The 19,914-nt window shown below is 72.5% G+C and carries 16 protein-coding genes and 3 pseudogenes; 8 read left to right on the plus strand and 11 right to left on the minus strand.

The features are described from left to right. Nucleotides 1-15: 15 nt before the first annotated feature. The gene (gene lpdA / locus OHA72_RS18425; RefSeq protein ID WP_327009048.1) at nt 16-1,398 is read right to left on the minus strand and encodes a dihydrolipoyl dehydrogenase; all 1,383 of its coding nucleotides are present in this window, start codon (nt 1,396-1,398) and stop codon (nt 16-18) included. Nucleotides 1,399-1,557: 159 nt separating this feature from the next. On the opposite strand from lpdA, the gene OHA72_RS18430 reads away from it, so the two are divergent. Continuing rightward, a complete protein-coding gene (locus OHA72_RS18430) occupies nt 1,558-1,866 on the plus strand; it encodes a hypothetical protein (protein ID WP_327009049.1) in 309 nt (102 codons plus the stop codon). A 105-nt stretch (nt 1,867-1,971) separates the two neighbouring features. On the opposite strand, the gene OHA72_RS18435 is transcribed toward OHA72_RS18430, so the two are convergent. Further along, nucleotides 1,972-3,531, minus strand: a complete 1,560-nt coding sequence (locus OHA72_RS18435; protein WP_327009050.1) for a leucyl aminopeptidase — start codon at nt 3,529-3,531, stop codon at nt 1,972-1,974. Between the two features lie 117 nt (nt 3,532-3,648). Between OHA72_RS18435 and gcvT the strand changes: the two genes are divergently transcribed. Next, complete coding sequence (gcvT, locus tag OHA72_RS18440; protein WP_327009051.1) at nt 3,649-4,746, plus strand: glycine cleavage system aminomethyltransferase GcvT; 1,098 nt, start codon at nt 3,649-3,651, stop codon at nt 4,744-4,746. A gap of 559 nt (nt 4,747-5,305) precedes the next feature. On the opposite strand, the gene OHA72_RS18445 is transcribed toward gcvT, so the two are convergent. From OHA72_RS18445 to OHA72_RS64690, 3 genes and pseudogenes are all read right to left on the minus strand, one after another. Beyond that, nucleotides 5,306-5,482, minus strand: a complete 177-nt coding sequence (locus OHA72_RS18445) for a hypothetical protein (RefSeq protein ID WP_327009052.1) — start codon at nt 5,480-5,482, stop codon at nt 5,306-5,308. A gap of 187 nt (nt 5,483-5,669) precedes the next feature. Next, nucleotides 5,670-6,414 (minus strand): annotated as a pseudogene (locus OHA72_RS18450) (adenosylcobinamide-GDP ribazoletransferase). After that, nucleotides 6,402-8,182, minus strand: a pseudogene (locus OHA72_RS64690) (bifunctional adenosylcobinamide kinase/adenosylcobinamide-phosphate guanylyltransferase). Before OHA72_RS64690 ends, OHA72_RS18450 begins: the two co-directional pseudogenes overlap by 13 nt. Before the next feature lie 106 nt (nt 8,183-8,288). Between OHA72_RS64690 and OHA72_RS18465 the strand changes: the two are divergent. Further along, nucleotides 8,289-8,489: a hypothetical protein gene (locus tag OHA72_RS18465; RefSeq protein ID WP_203852623.1), complete on the plus strand. Its 201-nt coding sequence runs from the start codon at nt 8,289-8,291 to the stop codon at nt 8,487-8,489. A gap of 5 nt (nt 8,490-8,494) precedes the next feature. Beyond that, entirely contained in the window at nt 8,495-9,283 is a 789-nt protein-coding gene (locus tag OHA72_RS18470) for a site-2 protease family protein (protein WP_327009054.1), read from the plus strand. A 48-nt stretch (nt 9,284-9,331) separates the two neighbouring features. On the opposite strand, the gene OHA72_RS18475 is transcribed toward OHA72_RS18470, so the two are convergent. Together OHA72_RS18475 and OHA72_RS18480 are read right to left on the minus strand one after the other, a co-directional pair. Then, nucleotides 9,332-10,330, minus strand: coding sequence for an aldo/keto reductase family protein (locus OHA72_RS18475; protein ID WP_327009055.1), 999 nt, complete (start codon nt 10,328-10,330; stop codon nt 9,332-9,334). A gap of 38 nt (nt 10,331-10,368) precedes the next feature. After that, nucleotides 10,369-12,051 (minus strand): WG repeat-containing protein, encoded by a 1,683-nt coding sequence (locus OHA72_RS18480; protein ID WP_327009056.1) that lies wholly within the window; start codon nt 12,049-12,051, stop codon nt 10,369-10,371. A 660-nt stretch (nt 12,052-12,711) separates the two neighbouring features. Between OHA72_RS18480 and OHA72_RS18485 the strand changes: the two genes are divergently transcribed. After that, nucleotides 12,712-13,050 carry a hypothetical protein gene (locus OHA72_RS18485; RefSeq protein WP_327009057.1) on the plus strand — a complete coding sequence of 113 codons (339 nt, stop codon included), beginning with the start codon at nt 12,712-12,714 and terminating at the stop codon, nt 13,048-13,050. 88 nt (nt 13,051-13,138) lie between these two features. Here OHA72_RS18485 and OHA72_RS18490 read toward each other — a convergent pair whose 3' ends face one another. From OHA72_RS18490 to nadA, 4 genes are all read right to left on the minus strand, one after another. Further along, nucleotides 13,139-13,567, minus strand: coding sequence for a hypothetical protein (locus tag OHA72_RS18490; RefSeq protein ID WP_327009058.1), 429 nt, complete (start codon nt 13,565-13,567; stop codon nt 13,139-13,141). Between the two features lie 201 nt (nt 13,568-13,768). Beyond that, complete coding sequence (locus OHA72_RS18495; protein ID WP_327009059.1) at nt 13,769-14,392, minus strand: DUF3043 domain-containing protein; 624 nt, start codon at nt 14,390-14,392, stop codon at nt 13,769-13,771. Between the two features lie 69 nt (nt 14,393-14,461). Beyond that, entirely contained in the window at nt 14,462-15,805 is a 1,344-nt protein-coding gene (gene murA / locus OHA72_RS18500) for a UDP-N-acetylglucosamine 1-carboxyvinyltransferase (protein WP_327009060.1), read from the minus strand. A gap of 182 nt (nt 15,806-15,987) precedes the next feature. Then, nucleotides 15,988-17,151 carry a quinolinate synthase NadA gene (gene nadA / locus OHA72_RS18505; protein ID WP_327009061.1) on the minus strand — a complete coding sequence of 388 codons (1,164 nt, stop codon included), beginning with the start codon at nt 17,149-17,151 and terminating at the stop codon, nt 15,988-15,990. A gap of 65 nt (nt 17,152-17,216) precedes the next feature. Between nadA and OHA72_RS18510 the strand changes: the two are divergent. From OHA72_RS18510 to OHA72_RS18520, 3 genes and pseudogenes are all read left to right on the plus strand, one after another. Beyond that, nucleotides 17,217-18,331, plus strand: a pseudogene (locus OHA72_RS18510) (glycerate kinase family protein). A 94-nt stretch (nt 18,332-18,425) separates the two neighbouring features. Beyond that, the gene (locus OHA72_RS18515; protein WP_442788603.1) at nt 18,426-18,794 is read left to right on the plus strand and encodes a HesB/IscA family protein; all 369 of its coding nucleotides are present in this window, start codon (nt 18,426-18,428) and stop codon (nt 18,792-18,794) included. 121 nt (nt 18,795-18,915) lie between these two features. Further along, on the plus strand, nt 18,916-19,896 hold the full coding sequence (locus OHA72_RS18520; protein ID WP_327009062.1) for a carbohydrate kinase family protein: 981 nt from the start codon (nt 18,916-18,918) through the stop codon (nt 19,894-19,896). Nucleotides 19,897-19,914: the final 18 nt, after the last annotated feature.

Below are 19,914 nucleotides of genomic sequence, written 5' to 3' on the forward strand. Positions count from 1 at the left end.
TCGGGTCCCAGATGATCAGTGGACGTGCAGCGGCTTGCCGGCGAGCGCCAGGAACGCCTCACCGATCGCCTCGTTCTGCGTGGGGTGCATGTGCACGAGCGGGGCGACGTCGCCCGGGAACGCCTCCCAGTTGTAGATCAACTGGCCCTCGCCGATCAGCTCGCTCACGCGCGCGCCCACCATGTGGACGCCGACGACCGGGCCGTCCTTGACCCGCACCAGCTTCACGAAGCCGGCGGTCTTCAGGATCTGGCTCTTGCCGTTGCCGGACAGGTCGTACTGCACCGTCTCGATCTTGTCGCCGTGCAGCTCGCGGGCCTTCGACTCGTTGAGCCCGACGGAGGCGACCTCAGGCTCGGAATACGTCACGCGCGGGATGCCGGCCTCGTCGATCACCTGCGGGTGCTGCCCGGCGATCTCCTCGGCGACGAAGATGCCCTGCTGGAAGCCGCGGTGCGCGAGCTGGACGCCAGGCACGATGTCGCCGACCGCGTACACCCCCGGGACGCTGGTGCGCAGGCGCTCGTCGGTGATCACGAAGCCGCGCTCCATCTTGACGCCCTGCTCCTCGTAGCCGAGGCCGGCGGTCGTGGGGCCGCGGCCGACGGCGACGAGCAGCAGCTCGGCCTCGATCGTGTCGCCGCCCTGGATCTTCACGCGGACGCCGGCGTCGGTGCGCTCGACGCTCTCGAACGGCTTGCCGACCTTGAACGCGATGCCGCGCTTGCGGAACGCCCGCTCCACGGCCTTGGAGCTCGCCTCGTCCTCGACCGCGATGAGCCGCGGGAGGGCCTCGACGATCGTCACGTCCACCCCGAAGGACTTCCACGCGCTGGCGAACTCGCAGCCGATGACGCCGCCGCCGAGAATCACCGCCGACGCGGGCACGTGGTCCAGGGTCAGGGCGTGCTCGCTGGTGATCACCCGCTCGCCGTCGATCTCCAGGCCCGGCAGGGTCTTGGAGTAGGAACCGGTCGCCAGCACGACGTTCTTCCCCTGGTACCGGGTGCCGCCGACGTCGACCGCGTCCGGCCCGACGAGGCGCCCCTCGCCCTCGATCAGCGTCACCTTGCGGGCCTTCGCCAGCCCCTGCAGCCCCTTGTAGAGCTTGCTGACGACACCGTCCTTGTAGGCGTTGACCGCCTTCATGTCGACGCCGTTGAACGTCGCCTGAACGCCGAACTGCTCCGCCTCACGGGTCGCGTCGGCGACCTCACCGGCGTGCAGCAGCGCCTTGGTCGGGATGCAGCCACGGTGCAGGCAGGTGCCGCCGAGCTTGTCCTTCTCGACCAGGCCGACGGACAGGCCCAGCTGCGCCGCGCGGAACGCCGCCGCGTAGCCGCCGCTGCCGCCGCCCAGGATCAGGACGTCGAAGGAGTTGGCGTGTGGGTCGCTCACGAATTCTCCCAGGTGATGCACGGACCTGTTGGGTCCGTGATGGCATGACGATCCTTGGCCATCTTGTCACCACTGCTCCTCGCCTGCGACGGTAGGTGCCCTTACGTCGTACGCTGGGCGCCCGCTCGCAGGGGATCGTCACGGGGAGGGAAACGGATCGTGGCCTGGTTCCGCCGACGCAAGCCCGCCGCAGGTGGGCGCACCGCGAGCCGTGATGATCTGCGGCACCTGGAGGAGTTCGTCCGGTCACGGCGGGGCGTCGAAGGGTTCATCGAGCCCCGCACCACAGTGACCGAAACGACACTGTTGCTGATCGCACACGACGGCGAATGGACCCGCCGCCGTGTGGACGACCCGCAGGCGGCGCGGCAGTTCGCGCACAGGCTGAGCATGCCGATCTACGACGTGGCGCTGGTGGGGTACCCGCAGCGGATGCGCGACTACAACGCCCGCAACAAGCGCGCCTGACCCCGCCGCGGCGGCCTGCCCCGCCGGGGCGGTCCACCCTGCTGCGGCGGTCCACCCCTCTGCGGCGGTCCACCCTGCTGCGGCGGTCCACCCTTCTGCGGCGATCTACCCTTCTGCGGCGATCTGCTCGACCAGGCCGATCAGGGTGCGCACCGGCACGCCGGTGCCGCCCTTGGCCCAGTAGCCGAACGCCTCCCCGGAGTGGTAGCTCGGCCCGGCGATGTCGATGTGCGCCCACTGGACGCCCTCGGCGACGAACTCGGACAGGAACACGCCACCCTGCAGCATGTGCCCGGCCCGGTCCATGCCCGCGTTGACCTGCGAGATGTCGGCGACCTCGGAGTCCATGCCCTTGCGCACGTCCTCCGGCAGCGGCATCGGCCACGCCGGCTCGCCGGCCAGGTCACCGGCGTCGCGGACCCGGTCGCACAGCTCCGGCGTGCCCATGACCCCGGCGATCCGCTTGCCCAGCGCGATGACCTGCCCGCCGGTCAGCGTCGACACCTCGAACAGGTAGTCCGGCTCGTCCTCGCAGGCGCGGGCGATCGCGTCGCCGAGGATCATGCGGCCCTCGGCGTCGGTGTTGAGCACCTCGACCTTGTGCCCGTTGTACATCGTCACCACGTCGCCCGGCCGGTACGCACTGCCGGAGGCCATGTTCTCGGCCATCGGCGCGTACGCCACCACGGCGACCTTCGGCTTCAGCGCCGCGATCGCGATCATCGTCGACACGACCGCCGCCGCGCCGGCCATGTCGGACTTCATCTCCCACATGCCCTGCGCCGGCTTGATCGACACGCCGCCGGTGTCGAACGTGATGCCCTTGCCGACCAGCGCCACCCGCCGGGTCGCACCCGCCGGCTCGTACGCGATGCGCACCATCCGCGGCGCCGCCGCCGAGCCCAGGCCGACGGCGAGGATGCCGCCGTATCCGCCCTTGGCCAGGGCCTTCTCGTCCAGGACGGTCACGTCCAGCTGCGCGTTGGTCGCGGCCTCCGCGGCCTGCGCGGCGAACTGCGGCGGCCGCAGCTCGTTCGGCGCGGTGTTGATCCAGTCGCGGGTGCGGGTCACCGCCGCCGTGACGGTCCCGGAGCGCTTCACCGCGGCCTTGGCCAGGCGCGCCGCCGCGTCCGGCACGTGCAGCACGACCTTGCGCACCGGGTCCTTGCGTGCCGCCGACGCCTTCGTCTTGTACCCGGCGAAGCGGTACGCCCCCAGCACGGCACCCTCGGCGACGGCCCGCACCCCGGCGGTCAGCTCCTCGTCGGTGGGCGCGTCCCGGTCGGACAGCGGCAGCACCATCGCCACGGACGCCGACCCGGCCAGCGCCCGCGTCGCGGCACCGGCGGCCCGCCGCAGCGTCTCCGCCGCCGGGGCGGCCCCGGCCGGCTCCGGCCCGAGCCCGACGGCCACGACCAGCGGCGCCGCCACGGCACCGAACGCGGCGACCTTCGTCACCTCACCGACCGCGCCGGTCGCGCCGAGCACACGCAGCGTCTCGGCCAGCCCGCCACCCGGCCGGTCGCTGAACGCCGCCGCGACACTCTCCGCACCGGAGGCGAGCAGCAGCTTGGTGTCACCGCCGTCGTGTGCGTAGACGCCGACGACGACAGCGTCGACGGCGAGCTCGGCGGGGTCGGTGTCGACCAGGTTCAGGGCGGTCACTCGGGCTCCACATCACTGATGGTGTTCTGCGTCAGCGTTCACTGCGGCTGCACCGCACCTTCAGCATGCCGCCGATTCGGGTGCTGGACACGATAACCAACGCGATAGGTTGCGGGCATGACGCAACCCTTGCGGCACCCCGCGTTGTATCACCGCCATGCGGCGCTCGGTGCCAAGTTCGCGGCGTTCGGTGGCTGGGACATGCCCCTGGAATACGCCGGAGGCGGCGTGCTCAAGGAGCATACGGCCGTCCGGGAGGACGCCGGCGTGTTCGACGTGTCGCACCTGGGCAAGGCCCGGGTGCGCGGCCGCGGCGCGGCCGACTTCGTCAACCGCTGCCTCAGCAACGACCTCAATCGTATCTCCGCAGGTCAGGCCCAGTACACCCTGTGCCTGAACGACGACGGCGGCGTGGTGGACGACCTCATCGCGTACCGGTTCGGCGACGACGACATCTTCCTGATCCCCAACGCGGCGAACACCGCCGAAGTGGTCCGGCGGCTCGTCGCGGCGGCCCCGAACGGGATCAGCGTGGTCGACCAGCACGAGATCTTCGCCGTTCTCGCGGTCCAGGGCCCCCGCTCCAAGGAGCTCCTCGACGGGATCGGCCTGCCCACCGACCACGACTACATGAGCTTCACCGTGTCCGCGTTCCAGGGCAGCGACGTCGTGGTCTGCCGGACCGGGTACACCGGCGAGCACGGCTACGAACTGGTCGTGCCCTCCCACGACGCGCACAGCCTCTGGGACGCGGTCATCGCCGCCGGCGCCCGCCCGTGCGGCCTGGCAGCCCGCGACACGCTGCGCACCGAGATGGGCTACCCACTGCACGGCCAGGACCTGTCGCCGCAGATCAGCCCCGTCCAGGCCCGCTCCGGCTGGGCCGTGGGCTGGGGCAAGGAGCAGTTCTGGGGCCGCGACGCGCTGCTCGCGGAGAAGGCCACCGGCCCGCGCCGCCTGCTGTGGGGCGTCGAGGCCCTGGACCGGGGCATCCCGCGCGCCCACATGACCGTCCTGCCGGCCGAGGGCGACACCCCGATCGGCGAGGTGACCAGCGGCACGTTCTCCCCGACGCGCAAGGTGGGGATCGGGCTCGCCCTGATCGACACGGCGGCGGGGGTGTCCGAGGGGGCGGAGATCGCCCTGGACGTGCGCGGGCGCCGCTCGAAGGTCCGCGTCGTGAAGCCGCCGTTCGTGAAGTCCAACGTCCGCTGACCCACCCGCCCGGGAGGACGCCCCCACGGCGTCCTTCCCCGGGCGCCGGATCCACGCCTTCCGCTCCCGCACGGCCCCGGGCTTCGATGCCTGATCATGGGAGTTCTGATCGAAGTCGCCCCGTGGCCGCTCGGGCGACCCGCACGCGCCTTCGATCATGACGGTAGGTCCAACGTGCGCTGACCCGCCCGTCCGGGAGGATGCCCCCACGGCGTCCTCCCCCGGGCGCCGGATCCACGCCTTCCGCTCCTGCATGGGGCCGGACCTCGATGCCTGATCACGGGAGTTCTGATCGAAGTCGTCCCGTGGCTGCCCGGGCGACCCGCACGCGCCTTCGATCATGACGGCGTGCCCGGGCGGCGCTTCTTGGGTGCCATCCGAGGCGACGATCGATGACGCCGCTGCCTCTTGGTGGCAGTGGGCACCTGCCCGGTCGCTAGCTGTCACTCGCGGGAATGGGCGGTGGGCGGCGTAAACTACGGACAGCAACGACGTCGGAGATCAATTTCCGTGGCACCGGTACGGTTGCCAAGGCAGCGGTCGACCGGCACAACGGCCATTACGCCACCGAGGTCCGCGGCGTGGTTCGGCCCAGCCGGGCCGGGTCGAGCAGGGCCGGGTCGAGCAGGGCCGGGTCGAGCAGGGCCGGGTCGAGCAGGGCCGGGTCGAGCAGGGCCGGGTCGAGCAGGGCCGGGTCGAGCAGGGCCGGGTGGGCAGACCGGGTCGAGCCGCGCAAGCTGGGCCGCGCCGGCGGGAGCCGGGCCGCGCTGGCCGGGCTGGCCGGGTCGAGCCGCGAAGCTGGGCCGCGCAGGCGGGAGCCGGGCCGCGCAGGCAGGGCTGGCCGGGTCGGGCAGGCCTAGGCAGGGCGGGCGGGTGAAGCCGGGCCGCGCAGGCCGGGCAGGCGGAGCCGGGCAGCGCAGGCGTCAGGGCGTCGTCGCGAGGACCAGCCAAGCGGTCATCGTGGCGAGCTCGACCGCGGCGCCGATGACGTCGCCGGTGATGCCGCCCAGACGGCGCCTGGCGTGGCGGGTCAGGGCCCAGGCGACCCCTGCCGCGAGCAGCACCGCCAGCGGCCCCTCACCGGGTCGGCGAGGACGGCGGCCGCGGCGAGCAGCAGCGTGATCCCGGTCACCGCGGCGCGGGGAGCGTCTCCGCGACGAGGGCGCCGAGGCCGTCCGGGCGCGCGGCCGGCAGGCCCGCCCGGCAGGCGACGGTCGCGCCGAGGCGGCCGGCCGCCGCGCCCGCCGCCACCAGGGTCAGGGCCTCGGGCCATGGCCGGGTGAAGACGCCGGCCAGCGCGCTCGCGTCGATCAGCAGGACGGCGGTGATCGCCACCACGCCGAACGGCCCGATGTCCGATTTTTTCATGATTTCGAGGGCTTTTGCGGCGCCCTGGTAGGAGCCGAGGCCGTCCGCGGTGTCGGCGAGGCCGTCCAGGTGCAGTGCCCGGGTGCTGAGGGCGAACAGCCCGACCGTCACGGCGGCGGCCAGCAGTGGTGAGGCGCCGCCGAGGCGGAGCATGAGGGCCGCGGCGCCCAGTACGACTCCCAGCAGGAGACCGGCCACAGGGGCGAAGATCATCGCCCAGCGCGCCGTTGCCCGGTCGACCCGCGACGCGCCCAGCGGGGCGACCGTGAAGAGGGTCAGGGCGAGCCTCAGGCCTCCCACGACGGTTTCACGTAGGGCATCTCGGCGGTGGGGGAGTCCGCGACGACGCGCTGGATCTCGTCCTCGATGCGCTCCTGCTCGGTCCGGCCGTCGGCGGGCTCGGCCGGCTCGGCCGACGGGGTCCGCTGCGGGGTCGCCGCGGCCAGAGTCAGCGCCGTGTTGACCAGCGGCAGCGTCGCCAGGGACGTGCCGCCCTCGCCGAGGGCGAGCTTGAGCTGCAGGAACGGGGTCACGCCGAGGACGTCGGCGCCGAGCTTCACGGTCGGGTTGTCGCCGTGGTCGGCCATCAGCAGCCAGTGCCGGGTCTGCGCGCCGTAGTCGCGGGCGACGAGACCGGCGGCGATGCCGACCGGGCCGTCGACCATGACGGGCAGCCGGCGGGACGCGGCGCCGAGCAGGACGCCGGTGGCGACCGCGATGTCGCCGCCGCCGAGCATCGACAGGACGGTGTGCGGCTCGCGGCTGCGGGCGCGGATGCGGTGGCGGGCGTCGCGGATCGCGCCGACCTTGCGGATCCAGGCGGCGTCGTCGACGAACCCGGATGCGTCGACGACCCGGCCGAGCAGCGCGGCCGGCTCGCCGCCGGTGAGCACCGCCACGATCGCCGCGGCCGCCGCGTCGGAGCCGGCCCCGCAGGCCCGAGGACCAGCAGGTCGACGCCCTCGTTCGCGGCCGCGTCGGCGAGGCGCCAGCCGAGGGTGAGGGCCGCGTCGACGCTGCCGTCGTCGAGGGCGTCGTGCAGCTCGGCGGGGCCGGCCTCGGGGCAGTCGATGGCCTGGACGCTGGCGCCGGCGGTCGCGGCGAGCATCGCCAGGGTGCCGGTGCCCTCGACCACGTCTTCGAGGCGCCGGTCGGCGGCGGCGGCCGAGTCGCCGGCGGCGAACGCGCCGGTCCGGTCGCCGCGCAGGACCAGGACCCGCGGCTGCTGCCAGGGGCGTGGGTCGGGCCGGCCCTGGGTGCCGCCGGCGAAGCGGACGACGGGGACGAGGCCGCCCAGTCCGGCGCCGTTGAGCTTGAGGGTCAGCAGCCGCTCGGCGGCCTCGGCCGCGGTCGACTCGTCGGGCAGTGGCAGCTCCATGCCCGGCTGGAAGGACAGGGTCTCGCCGCCGTCGGCCGTGGACAGCACCGCGCCGGCGACCGCCCCGGTGAACTCGAACGGCGTGCTCTGCACCACCGGCGACGGCGGGGAGACGAAGCGCCCGCCGGCGTGCCCGACGGTGTCGCCGCCGCGCAGCCAGGTGACCTCGCCGGCGACGACCATGGCGACCCCGTCGCTGGCCGCCGCGACCCGCTGGTTGAGCAGCCCGTTGGCGTCGGCGAAGGTGCGTCCCGCCTGGGTCACCGGCATGACCGCGAGGCCCACCTCGGGCGCGACCATGACCAGCAGCGCGGCCTGGCAGGCCCGCACGGCGTCGCCGAGCGCGCCGATACGGCCGTCCAGGGCGTGCGGGTCCGACCAGTCGCCGCTGGCGTCGAACAGTGCCGTGAGCCAGCCGCCGAGGTCGTCGACGAGCAGGACGTCCTCGGGTTTCGCGGCGTGCAGCAGGTCCGCGAGGCGCTCTGGCTCGGTGCCGATCTCCTCGGTGCTCCAGCCGGTGGGCCGCCGCTCGCGATGCCTGGCCAGCCGCGCCGACCACGCGTCGTCGCTCAGGCCGCCGGGCAGCTCGGCGGCGGTCGCGACATAGCGCACCCGCTCCGCGTCCGCGACGAGCGACTCCGCCACTTCCGACTTCCCGGACCGGATTCCACCGAGCACCAGCAACCGCATGCCCCGTACTTTATGGCCCGGGGTTCACTTTCCGGTGGGCGGCATCGGCACTGCGCCGTCAGCCCGATACGCTCGAAACTACCTACCTGGGACGGGAGCGTGACTGATGGCGTGGACATGGCAGTTCGAAGACGCTGAGAGCCGGGCGGTCGACGGCCCGAACGAGGCGTTTTCCAGCCAGTCCGACGCGGAGTCCTGGCTCGGCCAGAGCTGGCGTGAGCTGGTCGCCAAGGGCGCAACGACGGCGATCCTGGCCGAGGACGAACGCACGGAATACAAGATGAGCCTGTTGCCGGCGGGAGGCTGAGACGCATGTCGTTCGGCCGGTCGCCGGGCCGCGTCGGGGGGCTTCCCCGTGAGGCGTTCCGGCCGAGCCCGCTCTTCCTGGGCATTCTCGCGCTGTTCGGCGTCTCCGGATGGATGACGTGGGCCGGCTTCGGCAACGTGCGGATCGACGTGTTCCTGTTCGTCGTGACCGGCTGGACCGTCTCGCTGTGCCTGCACGAGTATGCGCACGCGCTGGTCGCGTTCCGGGGCGGCGACCATGACGTGGCACACCGCGGTTACCTGACGCTCGACCCGTTGAAGTACACCCACCCGCTGCTGTCCTTCGTGCTGCCGGTGGTGTTCCTGATGATGGGCGGCATCGGCCTGCCCGGCGGTGCGGTGTGGGTCAACCACTCGGTGATCCGCAGCCGCGCCGTGGACAGCCTGATCAGCTTCGCCGGCCCGGCCACCAACCTGTTCTTCGCCGTGGCGCTGATCGCGCCGTTCAGCCTCGGGCTGGACGGCGGTGACTCCGCGTTCTGGGCGGCGCTGGCGTTCCTGGCGTTCCTGCAGCTGACCGCGAGCATCCTCAACTTCCTGCCGGTGCCGGGCATCGACGGCGGCAACCTGCTGTTCCCGTGGCTCAGCCCGCAGTGGCAGCGCGGCTTCAACCACGTCGCGCCCTACGGGATGCTGCTGCTCATCGCGCTGCTGTTCTTCTCGCCCGTCATCAGCGGATGGTTCTTCGATCTCGTCTACGGCCTCGGCGACGTCATCGGCCTGCCGTCCTACCTGGTCTCCGACGGCTACGCCCTCTTCAAGTTCTGGTCGTGAGAAGGGGCCGCCCCAGAAAAGCGGCGGCCCCCAGAGCAACGACAGCGATCAGGGACGACGAGCGGGGCTCTGCGTCCGGGCCGGGTCACGCTCGACGACCGGGTCGAGGATCTCGTCGATCCGCTTGAGCAGCTCCGCGTCGAGCTTCACGCCCGCCGCCTTCACGTTGTCCTGCAGCTGCTCGGGGCGGGTCGCGCCGACGATCGCCGAGGACACGTTCGGGTTCTGCAGCACCCACGCCACACCCAGCTGGGCCATGGTCAGCCCGGCCTGCTCGGCGAGGGGCTTGAGCTGCTGCACCGCGGTCAGCACCTCGTCGCGCAGCAGCGCGGAGATGAACTGCGCACCCGACTTCTCGTCGGTCGCCCGCGACCCGGCCGGCGGCGGCTGGCCCGGCAGGTACTTGCCGGTGAGGACGCCCTGCGCGAGCGGCGACCACACGATCTGCCCGATGCCGAGCTCCTCGGAGGTCGGCACGACCTCGGCCTCGATGACCCGGTACAGCGCCGAGTACTGCGGCTGGTTCGACACCAGCTGAATCTTCAGCTCGCGAGCCAGCTCGAAAGCGGCGCGGATCTCGTCCGCCCGCCACTCCGAGACCCCGATGTAGTGCGCTTTCCCACTGTGTACGACGTCCGCGAACGCCTGCATGGTCTCGTCGAGCGGGGTCTCGTAGTCGAAGCGGTGCGCCTGGTACAGGTCGACGTAGTCGGTCTGCAGGCGGCGCAGCGACCCGTTGATCGACTCGGCGATGTGCTTGCGGGACAGGCCCCGGTCGTTGCGGCCCGGCCCGGTCGGCCAGTAGACCTTGGTGAAGATCTCCAGGCCCTCACGGCGCTGACCTTTCAGCGCCTCGCCGAGCACGACCTCCGCCCGGGTGCCGGCGTACACGTCGGCGGTGTCGAACGTGGTGATGCCGAGGTCGAGGGCGGCGTGGACGCAGGCGGTGGCCTGGTCCGCCTCGACCTGTGAGCCGTGGGTGATCCAGTTGCCGTACGAGATCTCGCTGACGAGCATCCCGGACCGGCCGAGGTGACGAAACTCCATACCCTCTTGCTTACAGGACCGGACGGCCGAGCGTGTAACTACATGACGGGCCGGGTGTCGGCGAGCAGGCGGTCGATCTCGTCCGTCACGCCCATGCGGCTCGGGAACGTGGCCTCGATCACCGTGCGGCCACGCCGGTCCAGGGCGCCCCACCGCTGCGCGTCGTCCGCGAACAGGAACGCGACCGGGTGGATCATCAGCGTGTGGTGCACCGGCGGCACCAGGACCCGGCCCGAGCGGTCCACGATGCCCTTGCGGCCGTCGAGGGACACCACTGCGAGACCTTCGTCACTGAACCCGTCGATGTACCGCCCGTCGAGCAGCGCGGTGGCGAACCCGTCGTACTGGAACGACACGACGACCCGGCCGATGCTGTCCACGGCGCCCCAGTGCTCGCCGCGCCGGACCGCCGCGACGCCCCGCCGGAACGGCCGGACGTCGTCGAACCCGGTCGAGATGAGCACCGCGTTGGTCTTGTCGATCGCGATCCACCGGTTGGTGCCGTCCCGCGACACCCAGGCCACGCCGTCGGAGAAGCTCCCGACGCCCAGGTACCCGGCGGCGGGCTCGATCAGCAGCTTGCCGGTGTCGTCGATGAGCTCCCAGTTCTGCGAGCCCTGCCGCTGCACCCACGCGACGCCGTCCCGGAACGGCTGCACGTCCAGGTATCCGGGGCCGATGCAGAAGTTGCCGTCGGGTTCGATGTACCCCCACCGCTGGGTCTGCTCGTCGAACGCCGGCGACGGCGACTTGCGGATCTGCAGGATCTCGTCGCGGCTGCGCGGGTAGGGCCCCCAGCCCTTCTCGGCGACCCGCCGGAACACGGCGTCCAGCGCCAGCTCGGTCTGCGCGATGAGCTCCGGGTCCTCTTCCTTGCGCAGGTCGAGGGCCCGTTCGAAGTGGTTGCACGCCTCCATGTAGCGGCCCTGGTCGTAGGCGCACTTGCCGGCGTGCTGGTGCATGGTGGCCCGCAGCCGGTCCGGCAGCTCGCTGCTGTTGGCGAGGGTGAACAGCCGGTCGGCCTCGTCGAACTCCTCCCGCCACTGCAGCACGTGCGCGAGCCGGGCCTGCGCGATCGCGATGCGGCGCAGCTCCCCGGTCGCCTCGGCGTGCGCGAGGGCGAGCTTGCCGTCGGCGAACGCCTTGGGCAGGTCGTTGAGGATCCGTGACACCACCGCGCGCAGGCTCAGCAGCCGCGCCCGGGTCGGGTTGTCGGCGACGCCGTTGAGCTTCGCGGTCAGCAGGTCGCGGATCTCGGTGAGCTCCTGGACCTCGTCGCCCTCGACCTGCTCCCGCAGCGTGTCGGGGTCGAAGCGCCACACGTACCCGGCGAGCACCTGCTCCGGGTCGGGCCCGGCGGTCTCCTCGGCCTTGGCCTCGGGTCGCGGCGCCGGCGAGGTCGGCAGCAGCGCCGCCAGCTCGGCCGGGAAGCCCTCCGCGCCGGGCCGCACGATCGGCAGGTAGCCGGTGGCCTGCAACCCGTCGACGCCGGCGCCGGTGAGCGGCGCGGACCGGTAGGCGTCCATCGCGGTCTGCTGCACCGCCGCGGCCCCTTCTGCTTCTTCGTGCTGCTCCGGTACGACCACTGCCGCCTCGCCCGTCCCGCCGCCTTCGGCGGGGCCGAACGCGTTGAACGGCGCGTCCGGGGTGACCAGCGGCGGCGCGCTCATCGGCGCCACCGTGACGACCGGCAGGTCGGCGGGCAGCGGCTCCGGCGTCACCAGGGCGCGCCTGCTGCGGGGCCGCGGACACCGGCACCGCCGACACGGGTGCGGCGGAGACGGGTACCGCGGAGACGGGCGCCGCCGAGACCGGCGCCGACGACACGGGCGCCGCCGAGACGGGCCGGTTGCCGGGGTCGTTCCAGCCGGGGGCGGGCGCGGCGGACACGGGCCGGTTGCCGGGGTCGGCGCTCCAGCCGGGGCCGGGCGCGGCCGAGACGGGCCGGTTGTTCGGGTCGGCGGTCCAGCCGGGCCCGGGGGCCGCGGACACCGGCCGGTCGGCGAGGTCGTCCTGCCACCCGTGTCCGGGCGCCGGGGACTGCGGCGCCGCCGAGACCGGCGCGGACGACACGGGCGCGTCGGCCATGGACGGGTCGCCCTGCACTGGGGCGCCGTACGTGCCGGCGCAGCGCCCTGCGGCGGCCCTCCGTAGGTGCGGCCCTGCTGCGGCGCGCCATAGACCGTGGCGCGGCCCTGCCCGCCGTACGTCGTGCCGGCCGGCGGTGCGCTCATCGGCGCGTCCACCGGCGGGGAGCGCCGTAGACCGTGGCCCGGCCCGTGCCCGCGGGGCCGCCGCCGGGGCGGTCGCGCCGGCGGCGCCGCGGCGCACGCGGGGACCTCGTCCGTCGGCTCGTCCAGCGCGGGGTTGCGCGGCCGGCCGTGGCCCTGCTGCGGGCGGCCGTACCCGGGCGGCGGGCCGTCGTGCCCGCGCCGGTCGTCGTATCCGCCGTCGTAGCCGCGCCGGTCGTCGTACGGGCCGTCGTGGCCGCGCCTGCCGTCGTCGCGCCGGTCGTCATAGGGGCCGTCGTGGCCGCGCCGGTCGTCGTACCCCTGCTGCGGGTGCCGGCCCGGCCCGGGGCGCCCCTGCTGCGGCACGGGCGGGTAGCCCTGCTGCGGGTGCGGCTGCCCCTGGTAGCCCTGCTGGGGGCGTCCCTGCTGCGGGATCGGCGGCGCCTGGTAGCCCTGCGGCGGACCCTGATGCCCGGACTGATGCCCTGATTGGTGCCCGGGGTGCTGCTGCGGGTACCCACCCTGCTGCGGCTGCCCCTGCCACCGTGGCTGCGGCGCACCGTGCGGGCGGCCGCGCTCATCGACGGGCCCGCCGTGCCCACGCGGGTCGCCGCCGCGGGGGTCGCCGCCGCGGGGTCGGCACCGCGAGGGTCGGCACCGCGGGGTCGAAGCCGCGGGGATCCGCACCACGGGGGTCGCCGCCGCGCGGGTCGGCCAGGCGGGGGTCGCCGGCGAACCGGGGATCGGCGAGCCGGGGATCGTTCAGGCGGGGGTCGCCCTGCTGGCGGGGGTCGCCGTACGGCCGGCCCTGCGGGCGGCGCCCTGCGGGGTCCTCGCCCCGGGCCTCGCCGCCCTGCTGGTCGGAGCGATGCTCCGGCCCGCCGCGACCCGGCGGGGTCTGCTCGTCACGTCGCTGCTCCGGCACCCTGGTCCACGGCATGGTCGGCACTGCCGCCCAGGTGGGCGCGGCGGTTCCCGGCTCTTCCCCCGGGTACTCGTCGCTCACAGCTTCGCTCTCCTCGCCCCGCTCCGGCACCAATCATGCACCGGTCATGCACCGGCGCCCGCCACGCGCCTACCCGGTGAAATCGTGGTCCGGTCGCGAAGGGAGGGTACGGCTTGGGAGCCGTCCAACGCCACCGTCGGGCGGGGCGCCGCCGCCGAATCGTTGTCGCCCGTCGGGCCGGATCCGGCCGCCGATCGGCGCTCAGATGCTGGCGCCGACCTTCACCTGCGGTTTCGGGTTGCGGATGAAGCGGAACGAGATCGCCCGCATGATCGCGTAGAAGTACAGCCGGCCGAGCTTCTCGCCCGAGGCGGGGAAGCGCTCCTTGACGAGCCGCTTGATGGTCCGCGAGATCAGGAAGCTGTCGATCGCGGTCGCGACGGCCATGACGCCGAAGAGGGCGTTGGCGGCGAAGTAGATGCTCGGGTTCAGGTTGCGGTTGAAGCCCACCAGCATCACCAGGAACGTGGTGCCGAAGAAGAAGGTGCCGATGGTCCGCCGCGAGTCGACGATGTCGCGCACGAGCTTGCGCTCGGGGCCCTTGTCGCGGGGGAGCAGGAAGCGCTCGTCACCGTTGGCCATGCCCTCGCGGGCCTCGAGCCGCTCGGCGCGCTGCCGCTCCCGCATCTTCTTGGCGGCCTCGCGGCGGTTCGCCGCGGGCGGCTCGGCGACCCGCCGGCCGGCCACGGTCCGCTTCGGCGTGGTCTTGCCCAGGTCGCGCTTGCTCAGCGTCTGGCGCTTACCGGACGCGACCTCGGACTCCGCGGGCTCGGGGGTGGCGGCCACGGCGGGCTCGGCTGACTTGCGGGAGAACAACGACGGCACGCCGTGAAGGGTAGCGGACAGTAGGCGGGCGACCCAACGCTCGGGGCCGCCCGCCGCACAGATCTGTCGTTACCCCAGCTCGACGTGGGCGCCGAGGGCGTTGAGCTTGCCCTCGAAGTCCTCGTAGCCGCGCTGGATGAGCTTGACGCCGTACACCCGGGAGGTGCCCTCGGCGGCGAGCGCCGCGATCAGGTGGCTGAACCCGGCCCGCAGGTCCGGGATCACCAGGTCGGCGGCGTGCAGCTTGGACGGGCCGGCGATGACGGCCGAGTGCATGAAGTTGCGCCGGCCGAAGCGGCACGGGGTCCCGCCGAGGCACTCCCGGTACGTCTGGATGGTGGCGCCCATCTGGTTGAGGGCGGCCGTGTAGCCGAGGCGCCGCTCGTACACCGTCTCGTGCACGATCGACAGCCCGCGGGCCTGGGTGAGCGCCACGACCATCGGCTGCTGCCAGTCGGTCATGAAGCCGGGGTGGACGTCGGTCTCCATCGCCACGGCGTTGAGCTCGCCGCCCGGGTGCCAGAAGCGGATGCCGCCGTCGCCGGGGGTGTCGTCGATCTCGAACGCGCCGCCGACGGACGTGAACAGGTTGAGGAACGTCATCATGTCGGCCTGCCGGGCGCCGCGGACGAAGACGTCGCCGCGGGTGGCGAGGGCCGCCGCACCCCAGCTGGCCGCCTCGATGCGGTCCGGGATGGGGCGGTGGCTGTAGCCGGTCAGGCGCGGCACACCCTGGATCTCGATGACCCGGTCGGTGTGGACCTTGATGATCGCGCCCATCTTCTGCAGCACGCAGATCAGGTCGATGATCTCCGGCTCGACGGCCGCGTTGCGCAGCTCGGTGACGCCCTCGGCGCGCACGGCGGTGAGCAGGATCTGCTCGGTCGCGCCGACGCTCGGGTACGGCAGCTCGAGCTTCGCGCCGTGCAGCCCGTTGGGCGCGGTGATGTCCATGCCCTTCTCGGACTTCTCCACGACCGCGCCGAACTCGCGCAGCGCCTGGATGTGGAAGTCGATGGGGCGCCCGCCGATGTTGCAGCCGCCGAGGTCGGGGATGAACGCGTGGCCGAGGCGGTGCAGCAGCGGCCCGCAGAACAGGATCGGGATGCGGCTGGAGCCGGCGTGCACGTTGATCTCGTCGACGTTGGCAGACTCGACGTCGGAGGTGTCGAAGTGCAGCTCGCCGTCGAGCGGGCCGCGGGTGACCTTCACCCCGTGCAGCTCGAGCAGGCCGGTGACCACTTCGACGTCGCGGATCGCCGGCACGTCGAACAGCCGGCTCGGGGTTTCGCCCAGCACCGCCGCGACCATCGCCTTGGAGACGAGGTTCTTGGCACCGCGCACCCGCAGCTCGCCGTTGAGCGGCGCGCCGCCGTGCACGGTGAGGACGTCACCGGCGTCGTAGTTGGTCACGGAAAAACCCTCCTGCAGGCAGGAAATGAAGAGGAGACGTGCTGACGGAGCGTGAACCCGCGCAGCAGCATAACCACATCTACGGCATGCGAGCGCTGACCGCACGTCCGTCATGGCACGAAGACGTGACTCCGACAGCGATCACCCTTCGATCACCACAGAGGGTGACGGGACGATCTCCGTTACGGCAGCGCCAGCATCCGGTCGAGCGCCACCCGGGCGTGGTGCGCGGTGTCGGCGTCGACGGTGATCTCGTTCGGCACGCGGCCGGCGACGAGTTCCTCCAGGGCCCACACGAGGTGCGGCAGATCGATGCGGTTCATCGTCGAGCAGTAGCAGACGTTCTTGTCCAGGAACATGATCTGCTTGTCGGGGTGCGCGAGCGCGAGCCGGCGGACCAGGTTGAGCTCGGTCCCGACCGCCCACGCCGAACCGGCCGGCGCCGCCTCGATCATCCGGATGATGTACTCGGTCGAGCCGACGTGGTCCGCGGCCGTGACCACCTCGTACTTGCATTCCGGGTGGACCAGCACGTTCACGCCGGGGACCCGGGACCGCACGTCCCGCACGCTGTCGAGCGTGAAGCGGCCGTGCACCGAGCAGTGCCCGCGCCACAGGATCATCTTCGCGTCGCGCAGCTGCTGGTCGGTCAGCCCGCCGCCGGGCTTGTGCGGGTCGTAGAGCACGCAGTCGTCCAGCGTCAGGCCCATCTGCAGCACGGCCGTGTTGCGGCCCAGGTGCTGGTCGGGCAGGAAGAACACCTTCGAGCCGCGCTCGAACGACCAGGTCAGCGCGGTCTTCGCGTTCGACGAGGTGCACACCACGCCGTCGTTGCGCCCGACGAAGCCCTTGATGTCGGCGGTCGAGTTCATGTACGTGACCGGCACCACGTCACCGGCGATGCCCAGCCGGGTGAAGTGCTCCCAGGCCTTCTCGACCTGCACGAGGGCGGCCATGTCGGCCATCGAGCAGCCGGCGGCCAGGTCGGGCAGCACGACCCGCTGCGACGCGGACGTGAGGATGTCGGCGCTCTCGGCCATGAAGTGCACGCCGCAGAACACGATGTATTCCGCGTCGGGCCGGGCGGCGGCCTCGCGGGCCAGCTTGAACGAGTCGCCGGTCACGTCGGCGAACTGGATCACCTCGTCGCGCTGGTAGTGGTGGCCGAGCACGAACACGCGGTCGCCGAGGGCGGCCTTGGCGCGTGCGGCCCGCTCGACGAGGTCGGGGTCGCTGGGTGCGGGCAGGTCACCGGGACACTCGACGCCCTTCTCGGTGTCGGGGTCGGTGCCGCGGCCCAGCAGCAGCAGTGCGGTGGCGGTTGACGACGGTTCAGCCCAGGTCACCCTTCGATCGTCCCACGCGTGTGGTAGCGCGGAACTGTGACCTACGAGACGTGCACAATGTCCGGATGCGCGTCCTCGTCTGCCCCGACAAGTTCGCCGGGACGATCTCCGCGGTCGACGCGGCGGAGGCCTTCGCCGACGGCTGGCGCAGGGTCGCGCCGGGCGACGAGCTGATCGTGCGGCCGCTGTCCGACGGCGGTCCCGGGTTCGCGGGGGTACTGGCCGCGGCGCTGCCGCACGCCCGCGTCCTGACCGTGCCGACGACCGGCCCGCTGGGCCGGCCGGCCGAGGGCCACGTCGTGCTGGACGGCTTCACCGCGTACGTGGAGAGCGCCGAGGCGTGCGGCCTGCACCTGCTCACCGTGGCCGAACGTGACCCGAAGCACACCAGCACCTTCGGGCTCGGCCCGCTGCTGCTCGCCGCGGTCGAGGCGGGGGCCACCACGCTCGTCGTCGGGCTCGGCGGCAGCGCCACCAACGACGGCGGCGCGGGCCTCCTCGCCGCCCTCGGCGCCGCCCCGCTGTCCCCGGCCGGTTACGCACTGCCGTACGGCGGCGCGGCCCTGATCGACTGTGTCGCGCTGGGTGGCGTACCCCGGCTGCGGGGAGCGACGGTGATCGCCGCCACCGACGTGGACAGCCCCCTGCTCGGGCTGCACGGCGCCAGCGCCGTCTACGGCCCGCAGAAGGGCGCCACCAGGCAAGACGTGTTCCAGCTCGACGCCGCGCTGACCCGTTTCGCCGGCGTCCTGCAGACCCTGCCGGGCGCCCCGGCGGGCCTGACCTGCCGGGCGCGGGCGCCGCGGGCGGGCTCGGCGCCGCGCTGCTCGCCCTCGGCGCTCGCGTCACCTCCGGCATCGGCCTGGTCCGGGAGCTGACCCGCCTGGACGCCGAACTGGAGGAGGTCTCCCTGGTCGTGACCGGTGAGGGCGCCTTCGACGAGCAGTCGCTGCGGGGCAAGGTCGTGGCCGGTGTGGCGAACGCCGCACGTGACCTCGGCGTCCCCTGCGTGGTCGTCGCCGGGCGGGTCGACGCGGGCCGGCGGGAGGCCGCCAGCATCGGCGTCACCGAGGCCCACGCGCTGGTCGAGCACTTCGGCAGCGTCGCGGAGGCGCTCGCCCGGCCCGCCGATGGGCTGCGTGAACTCGGCGAACGCCTCGCTCGCCAGTGGAGCCGCTAACACAAAACCGTGTCACTATGAGAGGGAATGCCATCGGAAGCTGCTGCGTTGGCAACCGGTGGAACTGTAGACATCACCGCAGGGAGCCTTGATCGTGACCGCTTCGAAGTTTGCCGAGCCTGTTCAGACGGACAATCCGGCCGGCATCGGCCTCACCGCGGATGCCGCTCTCAAGGTGAAGGGCCTGCTCGAGCAGGAAGGGCGGGACGACCTGCGGCTCCGCGTCGCGGTCCAGCCCGGCGGCTGCTCCGGCCTGCGTTACCAGCTCTTCTTCGACGAGCGTTCCCTCGACGGGGACAAGATCAGCACCTACGACGGCTTCGAGGTCGTCGTGGACCGCATGAGCGTGCCCTACCTCACCGGCGCGACGATCGACTTCGCCGACCGGATCGACGCGCAGGGCTTCACCATCGACAACCCCAACGCCCAGGGCTCCTGCGCCTGCGGCGACTCGTTCCACTAGGCCCCGCACCCCAGAGCCGCTCTCCACGTCCGGAGGGCGGCTTTGTGCTGTCCGCCCACGGCGGCCGCCTGAGCCCGGCAGTACTCTGTTCAGGCCCTGCTGTCTTGAGACCGAGGTTTCCATGAAGATCGTCGTCACCGGCTCGATCGCGACTGACCACCTGATGCACTTCCCGGGCCGTTTCGCTGAGCAGCTCCTGCCCGACCAGCTGCACAAGGTCTCGCTGTCGTTCCTGGTCGACGACCTGACGGTGCGGCGGGGCGGGATCGCTCCCAACATCGCGTACGGCATGGCGCTGCTCGGTCTCAAGCCGATCCTCGTGGGTGCCGTCGGCGCCGACTTCGGCGACTACCGCAGCTGGCTGACCAGGCACGGGGTCGACTGCGACTCGGTCTACGTGAGCGAGATCGCGCACACCGCCCGGTTCGTCTGCACCACCGACGACGACATGTGCCAGATCGCCTCATTCTACGCCGGCGCCATGTCGGAGGCCCGCAACATCGAGCTGTCCCCGGTCGACACCCGCGTCGGCGGCATCGACCTGGTCCTGATCAGCGCCAACGACCCGGTCGCGATGGTCCGGCACACGGAGGAGGCCCGCGCGCTGGGCGTGCCGTTCGCCGCGGACTGCTCCCAGCAGCTGGCCCGGATGTCCGCCGAGGAGATCCGCAAACTGATCGACGGCGCGGCGTACCTGCTGACCAACGACTACGAGAAGGAGCTGCTCGAGTCGAAGACCGGTCTCACGACCGAGCAGCTGCTGGACAAGGTCGGGGTGCTCGTCACGACCCTGGGCAAGGACGGCGCGCTCATCCGTGGCCGGGGGCTGCCCGGCGAGATCCACGTGCCGGTCGTGAAGGGCGTCGTGGCCAACGATCCGACCGGCGTCGGTGACGGCTTCCGCGCCGGGTTCTTCGCGGCGCTGTCGTGGGGTCTCGGCCTGGAGCGCGCCGCGCAGGTCGGCTCCATGGTGGCCGCGCTGGTCCTGGAGACCGTCGGCCCGCAGGAGTACGAGATCTCGCCCGCCGAGTTCACCAAGCGCATCGCCGAGTCGTACGGCGACACCGCCGCCGACGAGATCAAGGTCTACCTGCCCGCCTGAACCATCCCTATCGGTGTA

The organism is Dactylosporangium sp. NBC_01737, assembly GCF_035963215.1.
In the GTDB taxonomy this organism is placed as follows: domain Bacteria; phylum Actinomycetota; class Actinomycetes; order Mycobacteriales; family Micromonosporaceae; genus Dactylosporangium.

Coding starts and splice junctions, on each gene's coding strand:
- gcvT (WP_327009051.1), top strand. CDS start 3,649: ATGACGCAACCCTTGCGGCACCCCGCGTTGTATCACCGCCATGCGGCG.
- OHA72_RS18465 (WP_203852623.1), top strand. CDS start 8,289: ATGGCGTGGACATGGCAGTTCGAAGACGCTGAGAGCCGGGCGGTCGAC.
- OHA72_RS18470 (WP_327009054.1), top strand. CDS start 8,495: ATGTCGTTCGGCCGGTCGCCGGGCCGCGTCGGGGGGCTTCCCCGTGAG.
- OHA72_RS18475 (WP_327009055.1), bottom strand. CDS start 10,330: ATGGAGTTTCGTCACCTCGGCCGGTCCGGGATGCTCGTCAGCGAGATC.
- OHA72_RS18520 (WP_327009062.1), top strand. CDS start 18,916: ATGAAGATCGTCGTCACCGGCTCGATCGCGACTGACCACCTGATGCAC.